This window comes from Pseudomonas sp. F9001 (assembly GCF_013385435.1).
In the GTDB taxonomy this organism is placed as follows: Bacteria; Pseudomonadota; Gammaproteobacteria; order Pseudomonadales; family Pseudomonadaceae; genus Aquipseudomonas.
In genome coordinates, this window is the sequence record NZ_JACAPX010000011.1 from 329,146 (window position 1) to 343,480 (window position 14,335).

At 63.2% G+C, this 14,335-nt stretch carries 8 protein-coding genes; 6 read left to right on the top strand and 2 right to left on the bottom strand.

Features of this window, described 5'->3' with window-relative positions; translation table 11 throughout:
* The first annotated feature begins 96 nt into the window (after window positions 1-96).
* The 6 genes from HX818_RS10325 to HX818_RS10350 all read left to right on the top strand — a co-directional run bounded on the left by HX818_RS10325 (window position 97) and on the right by HX818_RS10350 (window position 12,271).
* Complete coding sequence (locus tag HX818_RS10325; RefSeq protein WP_003207498.1) at window positions 97-1,407, top strand: MdtA/MuxA family multidrug efflux RND transporter periplasmic adaptor subunit; 1,311 nt, start codon at window positions 97-99, stop codon at window positions 1,405-1,407.
* Window positions 1,404-4,505 carry an MdtB/MuxB family multidrug efflux RND transporter permease subunit gene (locus HX818_RS10330; protein WP_177019994.1) on the top strand — a complete coding sequence of 1,034 codons (3,102 nt, stop codon included), beginning with the start codon at window positions 1,404-1,406 and terminating at the stop codon, window positions 4,503-4,505. Before HX818_RS10325 ends, HX818_RS10330 begins: the two co-directional genes overlap by 4 nt.
* Window positions 4,502-7,609, top strand: a complete 3,108-nt coding sequence (locus HX818_RS10335; RefSeq protein WP_102605669.1) for an efflux RND transporter permease subunit — start codon at window positions 4,502-4,504, stop codon at window positions 7,607-7,609. The genes HX818_RS10330 and HX818_RS10335 overlap by 4 nt, the downstream gene beginning before the upstream one ends.
* Window positions 7,606-9,084 carry an efflux transporter outer membrane subunit gene (locus tag HX818_RS10340; protein ID WP_003207503.1) on the top strand — a complete coding sequence of 493 codons (1,479 nt, stop codon included), beginning with the start codon at window positions 7,606-7,608 and terminating at the stop codon, window positions 9,082-9,084. The genes HX818_RS10335 and HX818_RS10340 overlap by 4 nt, the downstream gene beginning before the upstream one ends.
* Window positions 9,085-9,358: 274 nt before the next feature.
* Complete coding sequence (locus HX818_RS10345) at window positions 9,359-11,452, top strand: bifunctional diguanylate cyclase/phosphodiesterase (protein ID WP_003207505.1); 2,094 nt, start codon at window positions 9,359-9,361, stop codon at window positions 11,450-11,452.
* A gap of 72 nt (window positions 11,453-11,524) precedes the next feature.
* Window positions 11,525-12,271 (top strand): SDR family oxidoreductase, encoded by a 747-nt coding sequence (locus tag HX818_RS10350; protein WP_008435175.1) that lies wholly within the window; start codon window positions 11,525-11,527, stop codon window positions 12,269-12,271.
* A 49-nt stretch (window positions 12,272-12,320) separates the two neighbouring features.
* On the opposite strand, the gene HX818_RS10355 is transcribed toward HX818_RS10350, so the two are convergent.
* Window positions 12,321-12,692, bottom strand: coding sequence for a hypothetical protein (locus tag HX818_RS10355; protein WP_008435173.1), 372 nt, complete (start codon window positions 12,690-12,692; stop codon window positions 12,321-12,323).
* 188 nt (window positions 12,693-12,880) lie between these two features.
* Window positions 12,881-14,290: a GntR family transcriptional regulator MpaR gene (gene mapR / locus HX818_RS10360; RefSeq protein ID WP_003207510.1), complete on the bottom strand. Its 1,410-nt coding sequence runs from the start codon at window positions 14,288-14,290 to the stop codon at window positions 12,881-12,883.
* Window positions 14,291-14,335: the final 45 nt, after the last annotated feature.

Here is a 14,335-nt window from a genome sequence, read left to right on the forward strand (position 1 = left end):
AGTTGTAATCCAAGGTAAATAGCCGGTAAAGGCGCTTTTCTTAACGCGCCCCAGTGCTTATCTTTCAGCCTCCCGAAGAAGAAGCTCTCGCACCCAATGGTTGATCACTCCATGCAATCCACCCCTCGTCACTCCCGCCGCTGGCTGTTCGGCCTTCTCGTGCTGCTGGTCATTGCCGGCCTGTGCTGGAAGTTCTGGCCTGGCACCAGCCACAAGGACAGCGCCGAGAAGAAGCCCGCCGGGCATGCCGGCAAGTCGGGGATGATGCGCCCGGGCTTTGGGGGTTCCACTGGCCCGGTGCCGGTGCGTGTGGCGCCGGCGGTGCTGGGCGAATTCCCGGTGTACTACAAGGCGCTGGGTACGGTGACGGCACTCAACACCATCAATGTGCGCAGCCGGGTTGGCGGAGAGCTGGTCAAGATCGCCTTTGAAGAGGGGCAGATGGTCAAGGCCGGTGACCTGCTGGCGGAAATCGACCCGCGCAGTTACCAGAATGCCTTGCTCCAGGCCCAGGGCACGTTGCTGCAGAACCAGGCCCAGCTGAAAAACGCCCAGGTCGACGTGCAGCGTTATCGCGACCTGTATGCCCAGGACAGTATCGCCAAGCAGACCCTGGACACCGCCGAAGCGCTGGTGTTGCAGTACCAGGGCACGGTCAAGACCAACCAGGGCGCGGTGGATGACGCCAAGCTCAACCTCGAATTCACCAAGATCCGCGCACCGATTACCGGGCGTGTCGGCCTGCGCCAGGTGGACGTGGGCAACCTCGTCGCCGCCAACGACACCACCTTCCTGGCGGTGATCACCCAGACCCAACCCATCAGCGTGGTCTTCACGTTGCCGGAAAACACCCTGGAAACCGTGCTGGCGCGTTATCACGCCGGCAACAAGCTGCCGGTGGAAGCCTGGGACCGTGGCGATGTCGCGGTGAAAGCCACGGGCGTGCTGCAGAGCCTCGATAACCAGATCGACGTCACCACCGGCACCCTGAAATTCAAGGCGCGGTTCGATAACAAAGACCAGGCGCTGTTCCCCAACCAGTTCGTGAACGTGCACTTGCTGGCCGACACCCTGCACAACGTGGTGCTGGCGCCGTCGGCGGCGATTCAGTTCGGCAATACCGGCACCTTCGTCTACGTGCTCGATGGCGACAAGAAGGTCAAGGTGCGTCCGCTGGTGATCGGTGATTCCGACGGCGACAACACCGTGGTCAAGCAAGGCCTGGCCGCCGGCGACCGCGTGGTGCTGGAAGGCACCGACCGCCTGAAGGACGGCAGTGACATTGAAGTGGTCAACGACAGCACTGAAGTGCCGACCACGCCGACCGAACACCTCCAGGGTCAACCGGCAGCCAAGACGCAACAAGGCCCGGCTGATGCCGCCAAGGCGCAAAAGGGCGGCGCATGAACCTCTCGCGGCTGTTCATCCTTCGCCCGGTAGCCACTACCCTGAGCATGCTGGCCATTGTCCTGGCCGGCGTGATCGCTTATCGCCTGCTGCCGGTCTCGGCCTTGCCCCAGGTGGATTACCCGACCATCCGGGTGATGACCCTGTACCCCGGCGCCAGTCCGGACGTAATGACCAGCGCGGTCACGGCGCCCCTGGAGCGTCAGTTCGGACAGATGCCCGGCCTGACCCAGATGGCGTCCACCAGCTCCGGCGGCGCCTCGGTGCTGACCCTGCGTTTCAACCTCGACATCAACATGGATGTCGCCGAGCAACAGGTGCAGGCCGCGATCAACGCCGCCACCAACCTGCTGCCCAAGGACCTGCCGGCGCCGCCGGTGTACAACAAGGTCAACCCGGCGGATACCCCGGTGCTGACCCTGGCCATCACCTCCAAGACCATGTTGCTGCCCAAGCTCAATGACCTGGTCGACACGCGCATGGCGCAGAAGATCGCGCAGATCAGCGGCGTCGGCATGGTCAGCATCGCCGGCGGCCAGCGCCAGGCGGTGCGGATCAAGGTCAACCCCGAGGCCCTGGCGGCCAACGGCCTGAACCTGTCGGATGTGCGCACCCTGATCGCCGCCTCCAACGTCAACCAGCCCAAGGGTAACTTTGACGGCCCCACGCGGGTGTCGATGCTCGACGCCAACGACCAGTTGGTCTCGCCCAAGGAATACGCCGAACTGATCCTCGCCTACAACAACGGCGCGCCGTTGCGGCTCAAGGATGTGGCGCAGATCGTCGACGGCGCCGAGAACGAACGCCTCGCGGCCTGGGCCAACGAAAACCAGGCGGTCCTGCTGAACATCCAGCGCCAGCCCGGGGCCAACGTCATCGAGGTGGTGGACCGGATCAAGGCGCTGTTGCCAAGCATCACCGACAACCTGCCGGCGGGCCTGGACGTGACGGTGCTTACCGACCGTACCCAGACCATCCGGGCCTCGGTCAAGGATGTACAACACGAATTGCTGATCGCCATTGCCCTGGTGGTGATGGTGACGTTCCTGTTCCTGCGCCGCTTCAGCGCGACCATCATTCCGTCCATCGCCGTGCCGCTGTCCCTGGTGGGCACCTTCGGCGTGATGTACCTCGCCGGTTTCTCCATCAACAACCTGACGCTGATGGCGCTGACCATCGCCACCGGTTTCGTGGTGGACGACGCCATCGTGATGCTGGAGAACATTTCCCGCTACATCGAGGAAGGCGATACACCGCTCAATGCGGCGCTCAAGGGCGCCAAGCAGATCGGCTTCACCCTGATTTCCCTGACCCTGTCGCTGATCGCGGTATTGATCCCGCTGCTGTTCATGGCGGACGTGGTGGGGCGGCTGTTCCGTGAATTCGCGATCACCCTGGCGGTGGCGATCCTGATTTCCCTGGTGGTGTCCCTGACCCTGACGCCGATGATGTGCGCGCGGTTGCTCAAGCGTGAGCCGAAAGAGGAAGAGCAGGGCCGTTTCTACAAGGCCAGCGGCGCCTGGATCGACTGGCTGATCGAGGCCTACGGGCGCAAGTTGCAGTGGGTGCTCAGGCATCAGCCGCTGACCCTGCTGGTGGCCATCGCCACCCTGGGCCTGACCGTGGTGTTGTACATGGTGGTGCCCAAGGGCTTCTTCCCGGTGCAGGACACCGGTGTGATCCAGGGCATTTCCGAAGCGCCACAGTCGATTTCCTTTGCGGCGATGAGCCAGCGCCAGCAGGAACTGGCGAAGATCATCCTCGAAGACCCGGCGGTGGAGAGCCTGTCGTCCTATATCGGGGTAGACGGTGATAACGCCACCCTCAACAGTGGTCGCCTGCTGATCAACCTCAAGCCCCACGGCGAACGGGACCTGAGCGCGGCACAGATCATCACGCGTCTGCAGCCGCAACTGGACAAGCTGGTGGGGATTCGCCTGTTCATGCAGCCGGTGCAGGACCTGACCATCGAAGACCGCGTCAGCCGTACCCAGTACCAGTTCAGCATGTCCTCGCCGGACGCCGAGCTGCTGGCCTTGTGGAGTGAAAAGCTGGTACACGCCCTCAGCCAGTTGCCGGAACTCTCCGACGTCGCCAGCGACCTGCAGGACAAGGGCCTGCAGGTGTACCTGGTGATCGACCGTGACGCCGCATCGCGCCTTGGCGTGTCGGTGTCGACCATCACCGACGCGCTGTACGACGCGTTCGGCCAGCGGCAGATATCCACCATCTACACCCAGGCCAGCCAGTACCGCGTGGTATTGCAGGCCCAGTCCGGTGAAACCCTCGGCCCGGACGCCCTGAACCAGATCCATGTGAAAACCACCGACGGTGGCCAGGTGCGGCTGTCGAGCCTGGCCCATGTGGAACAGCGCCAGGCCCAGTTGGCAATCGCGCATATCGGTCAGTTCCCGGCGGTGATGATGTCGTTCAACCTGGCCCCCGGCGTGGCGCTGGGCAAGGGCGTCGACCTGATCAACCAGACCCAGAAAGACATCGGCATGCCGGTGGGCGTGCAGACCCAGTTCCAGGGCGCGGCCCAGGCATTCGAGGCTTCGCTGTCGAGTACCTTGCTGCTGATCCTGGCGGCGGTGGTGACCATGTACATCGTGCTCGGGGTGCTCTACGAGAGCTACATCCACCCGATCACCATCCTCTCGACCCTGCCGTCGGCAGCGGTGGGCGCCTTGCTGGCCTTGCTGCTCAGTGGCAACGACCTGGGGATGATCGCGATCATCGGCATCATCCTGCTGATCGGCATCGTGAAGAAGAACGCGATCATGATGATCGACTTTGCCCTCGACGCTGAGCGCAACCAGGGCCTGGACCCGCAAACCGCGATCTACCAGGCGGCGCTGTTGCGCTTCCGGCCGATCCTGATGACCACCCTGGCGGCGCTGTTCGGTGCCGTGCCGTTGATGCTCGCCACCGGCTCCGGCGCCGAGTTGCGCCAGCCGCTTGGCCTGGTGATGGTGGGCGGGTTGCTGGTGAGCCAGGTGTTGACCCTGTTTACCACCCCGGTGATCTACCTGTATTTCGACCGCCTCGGCCGTCGCTGGCGCAAAGAGCCGGTGCGCCTGGAGCCGGTTGAGTCATGAACCTGTCCGGACCTTTCATTCGCCGGCCGGTAGCCACCATGCTGCTGAGCCTGGCGATCATGCTGCTGGGCGGCGTCAGCTTCAACCTGTTGCCGGTGTCGCCATTGCCGCAGATCGATTTCCCGGTGATCGTGGTGTCGGCCAGCTTGCCGGGGGCCAGCCCCGAGGTGATGGCGTCTACGGTGGCCACGCCGCTGGAGCGCTCCTTCGGCGCGATTGCCGGCATTACCACCATGAGCAGTTCGTCGAGCCAGGGTTCGACCCGGGTGATCCTGGCGTTCGACTCCAATCGCGACATCAACGGCGCGGCGCGGGAAGTGCAAGCGGCGATCAACGCCTCGCGTAACCTGCTGCCCAGTGGCATGCGCAGCATGCCCACCTACAAGAAGATCAACCCGTCCCAGGCGCCCATCATGGTGCTGTCCCTGACTTCGGACGTGTTGCCCAAGGGCCAGCTGTACGACCTGGCCTCGACCATCCTGTCCCAGAGCCTGTCCCAGGTGCCGGGCGTGGGTGAAGTGCAGATCGGCGGCAGCTCCTTGCCCGCCGTGCGTATCGAACTGGAACCCAAGGCCCTCGACCAGTACGGAGTGGCCCTGGACGATGTGCGTAATACCATCGCCAATGCCAACGTGCGCCGGCCCAAGGGTTCGCTGGAGGACAGCCAGCGCAACTGGCAGATCCAGGCCAACGATCAGCTGGAAAAGGCCAAGGACTATGAACCGCTGCTGATCCGCTACCAGAATGGCGCGGCCTTGCGCCTGGGGGATGTGGCGAAGATCAGCGACGGCGTCGAGGACCGCTACAACAGCGGCTTCTTCAACAATGACTCGGCGGTGCTGCTGGTGATCAACCGCCAGTCCGGCGCCAACATCATCGAGACGGTGAAGCAGATCAAGGCACAACTGCCGGCCTTGCAGGCGGTGTTGCCGTCCAGCGTCAAGCTGAACCTGGCCATGGACCGTTCGCCGGTGATCACCGCCACCTTGCACGAAGCCGAGATGACCCTGCTGATTGCCGTGGCCCTGGTGATCCTGGTGGTGTACCTGTTTCTCGGCAACTTCCGCGCCTCGCTGATTCCCACCCTGGCGGTGCCGGTGTCGCTGGTGGGCACGTTTGCAGTGATGTACCTGTTCGGCTTTTCCCTGAACAACCTGTCGCTGATGGCGCTGATCCTCGCCACCGGCTTGGTGGTGGACGATGCCATCGTGGTGCTGGAGAACATTTCCCGGCACATCGACGAGGGTGTGCCGCCGATGAGGGCGGCGTATCTGGGAGCCCAGGAAGTCGGCTTCACCTTGCTGTCGATGAACGTCTCGCTGGTGGCGGTGTTCCTCTCGATCCTGTTCATGGGCGGGATCGTCACCAGCCTGTTCCGCGAGTTTTCCATCACCCTGGCGGCGGCGATCATCGTCTCGCTGGTGGTGTCGCTGACCCTGACCCCGATGCTCTGCGCCCGCTGGCTCAAGCCGCATGTCAAAGGCCAGGAAACAGGCTTGCAGCGCTGGAGCCAGAAGATCAACGATCGCATGGTGGCAGGCTACGCCCGCAGCCTGGACTGGGTGCTGCGCCACAAGCGCCTGACGCTGCTCAGCCTGTTGGTGACCATCGGAGTCAACGTCGCGCTGTATGTGGTGGTGCCGAAAACCTTCATGCCCCAGCAGGACACCGGGCAACTGATCGGCTTTGTGCGTGGCGACGACGGGCTGTCATTCAGTGTGATGCAGCCGAAGATGGAAATTTTCCGCAAGGCGGTCCTGCAGGACCCCGCGGTGTTGAGCGTGGCAGGCTTTATTGGCGGCAACAGCGGCACCAACAACGCGGTGATGCTGGTGCGGCTCAAGCCCATCAGCGAACGCAAGATTTCTGCCCAGGCGGTGATCGAGCGCATGCGCAAGAATGTGCCACTGGTGCCCGGCGGGCGCCTGATGCTGATGGCTGACCAGGACCTGCAATTCGGTGGCGGCCGCGACCAGACCACCTCGCAGTATTCCTACATCCTGCAAAGCGGCGACCTGGCGGCCTTGCGCCTGTGGTACCCGAAAGTGGTTGCCGCGTTGCGTGAGCTGCCGGAGCTGACCGCCATCGATGCCCGTGAAGGACGTGGGGCGGCCCAGGTGACGTTGATTGTCGACCGCGACCAGGCCAAGCGCCTGGGCATTGACATGGACATGGTCACTGCCGTGCTCAACAACGCCTACAGCCAGCGGCAGATTTCCACCATCTACGACAGCCTCAACCAGTACCAGGTGGTGATGGAGGTCAATCCGAAGTACGCCCAGGACCCGATCACCCTCAATCAGATGCAGGTGATCACGTCCACCGGTGCGCGCGTGCCGCTGTCGGCCATCGCTCACTATGAGAACAGCCTGGCGGACGACCGGGTCAGCCATGAAGGCCAGTTCGCCTCGGAAAACATTGCCTTTGATATGTCGCCCGGCGTCACGGTGGAGCAGGGCACGGCTGCCATTGAGCGGGCGATTGCCAAGGTCGGCCTGCCGGAAGAGGTGATCGCGAAGATGGCCGGTACGGCCGACGCCTTCGCCGCCACCCAGAAAGGCCAGCCGTTCATGATCCTCGGTGCACTGGTAGCGGTGTACCTGGTATTGGGGATTCTGTATGAGAGCTATATCCACCCGCTGACCATTCTGTCGACCTTGCCGTCGGCGGGGGTGGGCGCCTTGCTTTCGATTTACCTGCTGGGGGGCGAGTTCAGCCTGATCTCGCTGCTGGGGCTGTTCCTGCTGATCGGGGTGGTGAAGAAAAACGCGATCCTGATGATCGACCTTGCGCTGCAACTGGAACGCAAGGACGGCATGAGCCCGCTGGAATCGATCCGCGCCGCTTGCCTGGTGCGGCTGCGCCCGATCCTGATGACCACGCTGGCGGCGATTCTTGGCGCCGTGCCGCTGCTGCTCAGCACGGCCGAAGGCGCGGAAATGCGCCAGCCTCTGGGCCTGACGATTATCGGCGGGCTGGTGTTCAGCCAGATCCTGACCCTCTACACCACGCCTGTGGTTTACCTTTATCTCGACCGCCTGCGCCACCGTTTCAACGGTTGGCGCGGAGTGCGTACCGATGCTGCCCTGGACACTGCGCTATGACCGATTCAACGTTTCCCACCGTGCAACGTCTGGCGATGACTCGCGGCTCAAAGCTGCTGAGCCTGGCCCTGTGCGGCGTGATGCTCAGCGCCTGCGCCGTCGGCCCGGACTACAAACGCCCCGAATTGACCGAGCCTGCCCAGTACAAAGAGGCGCAGGGCTGGCGCCAGGCCGCGCCCAGCGACTCGCTGGCCCGGGGCGCCTGGTGGGAGCTGTACGGCGACAAACAACTGAATGAGCTGGTAGAAAAACTCAACAGCTCCAACCAGACCGTGGCCCAGGCCGAGGCGCGTTATCGCCAGGCCGCCTCGCAGGTGCGCAGTGCCCGTGGGGCGTTCTTCCCCACGGTTGACCTGAGTGCCTCGAAAAGCCGGGCCAGCCAGGGTACCGGCAGCAGTAACGCCAGCCTCAGCAGCTCCAGCAGCGGTATTCGCGACACCCTCAACACCCAGTTGGGCGTGAGCTGGGAAGCCGATATCTGGGGCAAACTGCGCCGGGGCCTGGAAGCCAATGAAGCCAGCGCCGAAGCCAGCGCGGCGGATCTTGCGGCGATGCGCCTGAGCCAGCAATCGGAACTGGTGCAGGATTACCTGCAACTGCGGGTCATGGACGAACAGACCCGTTTGCTGCAGGCCACGGTGGACACCTACCAGCGCTCCCTGCAGATGACCCAGAACCAATACCGCGCCGGTGTCTCGGGCAAGGACGCCATCGCCCAGGCCCAGACCCAGCTGAAAAGCACCCAGGCCAGCATGATCGACCTGATCTGGCAGCGGGCGCAGCTGGAAAACGCAATTGCCGTGCTGATCGGTGTGCCGCCGGCCAACTTCAACCTGGCGGTGAGCAAGGACATTCCGGCGCTGCCGCAGATTCCGGTGAGCCTGCCGTCGCAACTGCTGGAGCGCCGCCCGGATATCGCCCAGGCGGAGCGCTCGGTGATCGCGGCCAATGCCAACATCGGCGTGGCCAAGACCGCTTACTACCCGGACCTGACCCTGAGCCTGGCCGGCGGCTATTCCAGCAGCACCTACGCCGACTGGATCAGCCTGCCGAACCGCTTCTGGTCGGTGGGGCCGAAACTCGCCATGACCCTGTTCGACGGGGGCCAGCGTTCGGCCGAAGTTGACCGCGCCGAGGCGTCCTACGATGAAACCGTGGCCAAGTACCGCCAGACCGTACTCGATGGGTTCCGTGAGGTGGAAAACTACATGGTCCAGCTCAAGGTCCTGGAAGACGAGGCGGTCGTGAGTAACGAGGCCCTCGAAGCGGCCCGGGAATCCCTGCGCCTGACCCAGAACCAGTACAAGGCCGGGTTGATCGCCTATCTCGATGTGGTCACCGTGCAAGCCACCGCCCTGAGCAACGAGCGTACGGTGCTGACCCTGCTGCAAACCCGGCTGGTTGCCAGTGTGCAATTGATCGCTGCACTGGGCGGTGGTTGGGATGGCCAAATGCAGCTGAGCGACAAGAAGTAAACACCGCTCTGGCAGGTGTACCGGCTTGTGTGGGAGCGGGCTTGCTCGCGAAAGCGGTGGGGCAGTCAACTGTGTATGAACTGACCCGCCGCTTTCGCGAGCAAGCCCGCTCCCACAAGGGTTCTACGGTGTTTTTGAGCCAGCGGATTGGCGTCAAATTTTGAATGGTGGCTATACGACAATATTTCAGGTGTACAAGATTTATTCTCGCTACAATCCCTGACTTTTCAGCCCGGCACGGATGCCGTTCGGCCCATAGGTCACGAGAAGTCCCATGCTCACCGGTAGTTATTCCCCCGCCCTGGTCCTGATTTCCCTGTTCGTCGCGATCCTCGCATCCTATACGGCGTTGGACCTGACCGGCCGCATCGCCACTGCCAGGGGCCGCGCGGTGTACCTGTGGATGGGCGGCGGCGCGCTGGCGATGGGCGTGGGCATCTGGTCGATGCACTTTATCGGCATGCTCGCCTTCCGCCTGCCCATCAGCCTCGGCTATGACGTCGGCATCACGGCGCTGTCGTTGTTGATCGCGATCCTGTCCAGCGGTTTTGCCTTGTGGCTGGTGAGCCAGCCGCGTTTGCCGGCGTGGCAACTGGCATTTGGCGCATTGATCATGGGCGCCGGCATCAGCGCCATGCACTACACCGGCATGGCCGCCATGCGCATGACCCCCGGCATCGACTACGACCCCACGCTGTTCACCGCCTCGTTGCTGATTGCCGTGGGTGCGTCGGCGGCGGCGTTGTGGATTGCCTTCAACCTGCGGCGCAACACGCCGTATGTGCGGTTGGCCCGAGGCGGGGCGGCGATGGTGATGGGCGTGGCGATTGTCGGCATGCACTACACCGGCATGGCCGCCGCGCGTTTCGCCGATGGCAGCTTCTGCGGCGCGGCCCTGGACGGCTTGAGTGGCAAGGGCCTGGATAACCTGGTGCTGGTTACCACCCTGGCAGTGTTGATCATCGCGCTGCTGACCTCCCTGGCCGATGCCCGCCTGGAAGCCCGCACCGCGGTGTTGGCCGACTCCCTGACCCAGGCCAACCAGGAACTCACCCACCTGGCCCTGCACGACATGCTCACCGGCTTGCCCAATCGCACCCTGCTCGCCGACCGGATCCAGCAGGCGATACAGCGGGTGAACGAAGAGGGCGGCTGCTTCGCGCTGATGTTTATCGACCTGGACGGCTTCAAGCCGGTGAATGACGCTTTTGGTCACCACATGGGCGACCAGCTGTTGCAGCAAGTCGGCCTGCGCCTGCGCGAAGACTTGCGCAGCCAGGACACCCTGGCCCGCATCGGCGGTGACGAGTTTGTATTGCTGGTGCAATTGGGCCAGCCCGACGATGCGTTGCGCCTGGCCGAGCGCCAAGTGGGCATGATCAACCAGGCCTTCCACGTCGCCGAGCATGAGCTGAAAATCTCCGCCAGCATCGGCATCGCACTGTTCCCCGGCAACGGCGCCACGCCCCAGGAACTGCTGATGAACGCCGACGCGGCGATGTATCACGCCAAGGGCATGGGCAAGAACGGCTACAGCTTTTTCGACGTGTCGATGAACACCAATGCGCGCAAGCAACTGCAACTGCTGCAGGACTTGCGCAATGCCGTGGAGCACGAGCAGTTCCGGCTTTATTACCAGCCCAAGTTCGACGCCATCAGCGGCCGCCCGGTCGGTGCCGAGGCGCTGCTGCGCTGGGAACACCCGCAACAAGGCCTGTTGTTGCCGGACAAGTTTATCGAGCTGGCGGAAAAGACCGGGCTGATCATCCCCATCGGCGAATGGGTACTCAACGAAGCCTGCCGCCAGATGCAGGTGTGGTATGCCCAGGGCTATCACGACTGGCGCATTGCCGTGAACCTGTCGGCGTTGCAGTTCTGCCACGCCGGGCTGGTCAAGAGTGTCGCCGCTGCCCTGGAACGCCACCGCTTGCCAGCCAACAGCCTGACCCTGGAAATCACCGAAACCACCGCCATGAGCGATGCCGACGCGAGCATGACGGTGTTGCAGAAGCTTTCGGACATGGGCGTCGACCTGTCCATCGACGACTTCGGTACCGGCTATTCGAGCCTGATGTACCTCAAGCGTCTGCCGGCCAATGAGCTGAAGATCGACCGGGGCTTCGTGCGTGACCTGGAGCACGACAGCGACGATGCCGCCATCGTCTCGGCCATCGTTGCCCTCGGTCAGGCCCTGGGCCTGCGTATTGTGGCCGAGGGTGTAGAGACCGACTCACAGCAGAGCTTCCTCACCCGGCTGGGCTGCGATTCGCTTCAGGGGTATCTGCTGGGGCATCCGTTACCGGCCGAGGGTTTCATGGCCGACATCCAGCGCGCCGAGCAGGTGGTGAGTGTGCATTCGGTGATGTGAGCCCATGCAAAACCTGCAGGGCGCAGGTAGTATTGGATCCATCAGCTCACGTTGAACCAGGAGACCTTACACATGGACAAAGTCGTCGTCATCACCGGTGGCAGTCGTGGGATCGGCGCCGCCACGGCGCTGCTGGCCGCCGCCCAGGGCTATCGCATCTGTATCAATTACCAGGCCGATGAAGACGCCGCCCACCGCGTACTTGAGCAAGTGCGTGCCCTCGGCGCCCAAGCGATTGCCGTGCGGGCTGATGTCAGCATCGAAGACGAAGTGATTGGCCTGTTCCACCGGGTCGATACCGAACTGGGCCGAGTGACGGCACTGGTCAACAACGCAGGTACCGTCGGGCACAAGTCGCGGGTCGATGAGATGTCCGAGTTCCGCATCCTGAAGACCCTCAGGACCAATGTGTTGGGGCCGATCCTGTGTGCCAAGCATGCGCTGCTGCGCATGTCGCCCAAGCATGGCGGGCAGGGCGGCAGCATCGTCAACGTTTCATCGGCCGCCGCGCGGTTGGGCTCGCCGGGGGAATATGTGGATTACGCCGCGTCCAAGGGCGCGCTGGATACCTTCACTCTCGGGCTCTCCAAGGAAGTGGCGGGCGAGGGGATCCGGGTCAATGGCGTGCGTCCCGGGTTTATTTTCACCGACTTCCACGCCCTGAGCGGCGACCCGGATCGGGTCAGCAAGCTTGAACCGGGCATCCCCATGGCCCGTGGCGGGCGTGCAGAGGAAGTCGCGGAAGGGATTATCTGGCTGCTCTCGGACAAGGCGTCCTATGCGACGGGAACCTTTCTTGACCTGGCGGGCGGTCGTTAGTTTTGTACCGCCTGTGGCGAGGGGCACGCCGCTCGCCACAGCCCAGGTATCAGGCGCCGCGCAGCGCTTCATAGCCCCTGAGGGAAAACGCCTTGAGCAGGCTGGCCTCCGAGTCTGGATGAATGGCGTAGCCGTGATTCGAAAAACCGTCCAGGACACCGTTGCGGCTATGGCTGGCGCTTAATTTGAGATCGTCCACGTTGTCGATAAATCGCAGTACCTTATCCAGGTTGTAGGTGGCGTCGGCGCGAGAGTCCGGGTCTTGGTTGGCCGCGCTCCAGTCACCCACCTGGCGCTTCAGGTCATCGCTCACTTCGTAGTGGTCGCGGTTATCCAGGAAGTTCTTCAGCACAGGGCTTTGTTCGGTAATCTGGTCACTCGATCGATGATCTCCCGCGGGGCGCCCGGTAGCGCCTGTCATTTCGCGCACCTGTTGCTGCTCTGCGGCACGCATATAGTGGGGAGGAACGGGAAGGGGTCGCAGGCCGGCAGCTGAAAAAATAGTCATAAGGCATCTCTGATGTGAACCAAGTGAATGCGCTCTTTCTATCGTAAGAAATAGCGCACTCCTGTGTGGTTCTTAGCCCGGCTACGGTTCCCGTCCGTAGGTTAAAACGACCGCACAATCTTCCCCAGCGTCTCCATCGCCTTCTCACACGACTCGTCCCACGGGCTGCCGTAGTTCAAGCGAATGCAGTTCCTGAAGCGCTGTGTCGGCGAGAAGATCGGTCCCGGTGCGATGCTGATGCCCTGGGCCAGCGCCATCTGGAACAACTTCAACGAGTCGGTTTGTTCCGGCAATTCCAGCCACAGGAAGTACCCGCCGGCAGGCTGGCTGACCCGTGTCTGCGCCGGGAAATAGCGCGCGATGGCGGCGAGCATGGCGCTTTGCTGTTCTTCCAGCGCGTAACGCAATTTACGCAGGTGCCGGTCGTACCCGCCGTGTTGCAGGTAATCGGCAATCGCCGCCTGGGCGGGCATCGAGGCACACAGCGACGTCATCAATTTCAGCCGCTCGATCTTCTGCGCATAACGTCCGGCGGCGACCCAGCCGATGCGGTAGCCCGGAGCCAGGCTCTTGGCGAACGAGCCGCAATGCATCACCAGGCCTTCGGTGTCGAACGCCTTCGCCGGTTTGGGCGCCTGTTGACCGTAGTACAACTCGGCGTACACGTCGTCTTCGATCAGCGGCACCTGGTGGCTGCGCAGTAACTCCACCAGTTCCTGTTTCCGGGCCTCGGGCATGGTTGCGCCCATCGGGTTCTGGAAACTGGTCATGCACCAGCAGGCCTTGATCGGGTAACGCTCCAGGCTTTGCGCCAGCACCTTGAGGTCGATGCCATCGCGTGGGTGTACGGGGATTTCCACCGCCTTGAGTTTCAGGCGCTCGAGGATTTGCAGGCTGGCGTAGAACGCCGGTGCTTCGATGGCCACCAGGTCGCCCGGCTCGGTCACGGCTTGCAGGCACAGGTTCAGTGCTTCAAGGGCGCCGTTGGTGATCAACAGTTCTTCCATGGGCAGCATCAGCCCGCCCACCATGTAGCGCAAGGCAATTTGCCGGCGCAGTTGCGGGTTGCCCGGCGACATGTCGGTGACCACCATGCGCGGGTCCATTTCCCGGCTGGCGCTGGCCAGGGAACGGGCCAGGCGTTGCAGCGGGAACAGCGTCGGGCTGGGGAAGGCCGAGCCGAAGGGCACGGTTTGCGGGTCCTTGATGGAATCGAGCACCGAGAACACCAATTCGCTGACGTCCACCTCGGTGGACTCGTGCACATGGGCACTCACCACCGGCTCGGAAAACGGGCTGGGCGCATGGGTGTTGACGAAGTACCCGGAGCGCGGCCGGGCGCGGATCAGCCCGCGTCGCTCCAGCAGGTAGTAGGCCTGGAACACCGTGGACGGGCTGACACCGTAGGTCTGGCTGGCATAACGCACCGAAGGCACGCGCTGGCCGGGCCCGAGCACGCCGGAGCGGATCAGTTCTGCGATGTCGTCGGCGAATTTTTCGTAGCGTTTCATTGGGGCTCAGTGCTTTGAACAGATTTTGCTGATTGAATACAGATC

Bases quoted from the DNA above. Each gene is read 5' to 3' on its own strand.
- HX818_RS10325 (WP_003207498.1), top strand. From the start codon at position 97: ATGGTTGATCACTCCATGCAATCCACCCCTCGTCACTCCCGCCGCTGG.
- HX818_RS10330 (WP_177019994.1), top strand. From the start codon at position 1,404: ATGAACCTCTCGCGGCTGTTCATCCTTCGCCCGGTAGCCACTACCCTG.
- HX818_RS10335 (WP_102605669.1), top strand. From the start codon at position 4,502: ATGAACCTGTCCGGACCTTTCATTCGCCGGCCGGTAGCCACCATGCTG.
- HX818_RS10340 (WP_003207503.1), top strand. From the start codon at position 7,606: ATGACCGATTCAACGTTTCCCACCGTGCAACGTCTGGCGATGACTCGC.
- HX818_RS10345 (WP_003207505.1), top strand. From the start codon at position 9,359: ATGCTCACCGGTAGTTATTCCCCCGCCCTGGTCCTGATTTCCCTGTTC.
- HX818_RS10350 (WP_008435175.1), top strand. From the start codon at position 11,525: ATGGACAAAGTCGTCGTCATCACCGGTGGCAGTCGTGGGATCGGCGCC.
- HX818_RS10355 (WP_008435173.1), bottom strand. From the start codon at position 12,692: ATGACAGGCGCTACCGGGCGCCCCGCGGGAGATCATCGATCGAGTGAC.
- mapR (WP_003207510.1), bottom strand. From the start codon at position 14,290: ATGAAACGCTACGAAAAATTCGCCGACGACATCGCAGAACTGATCCGC.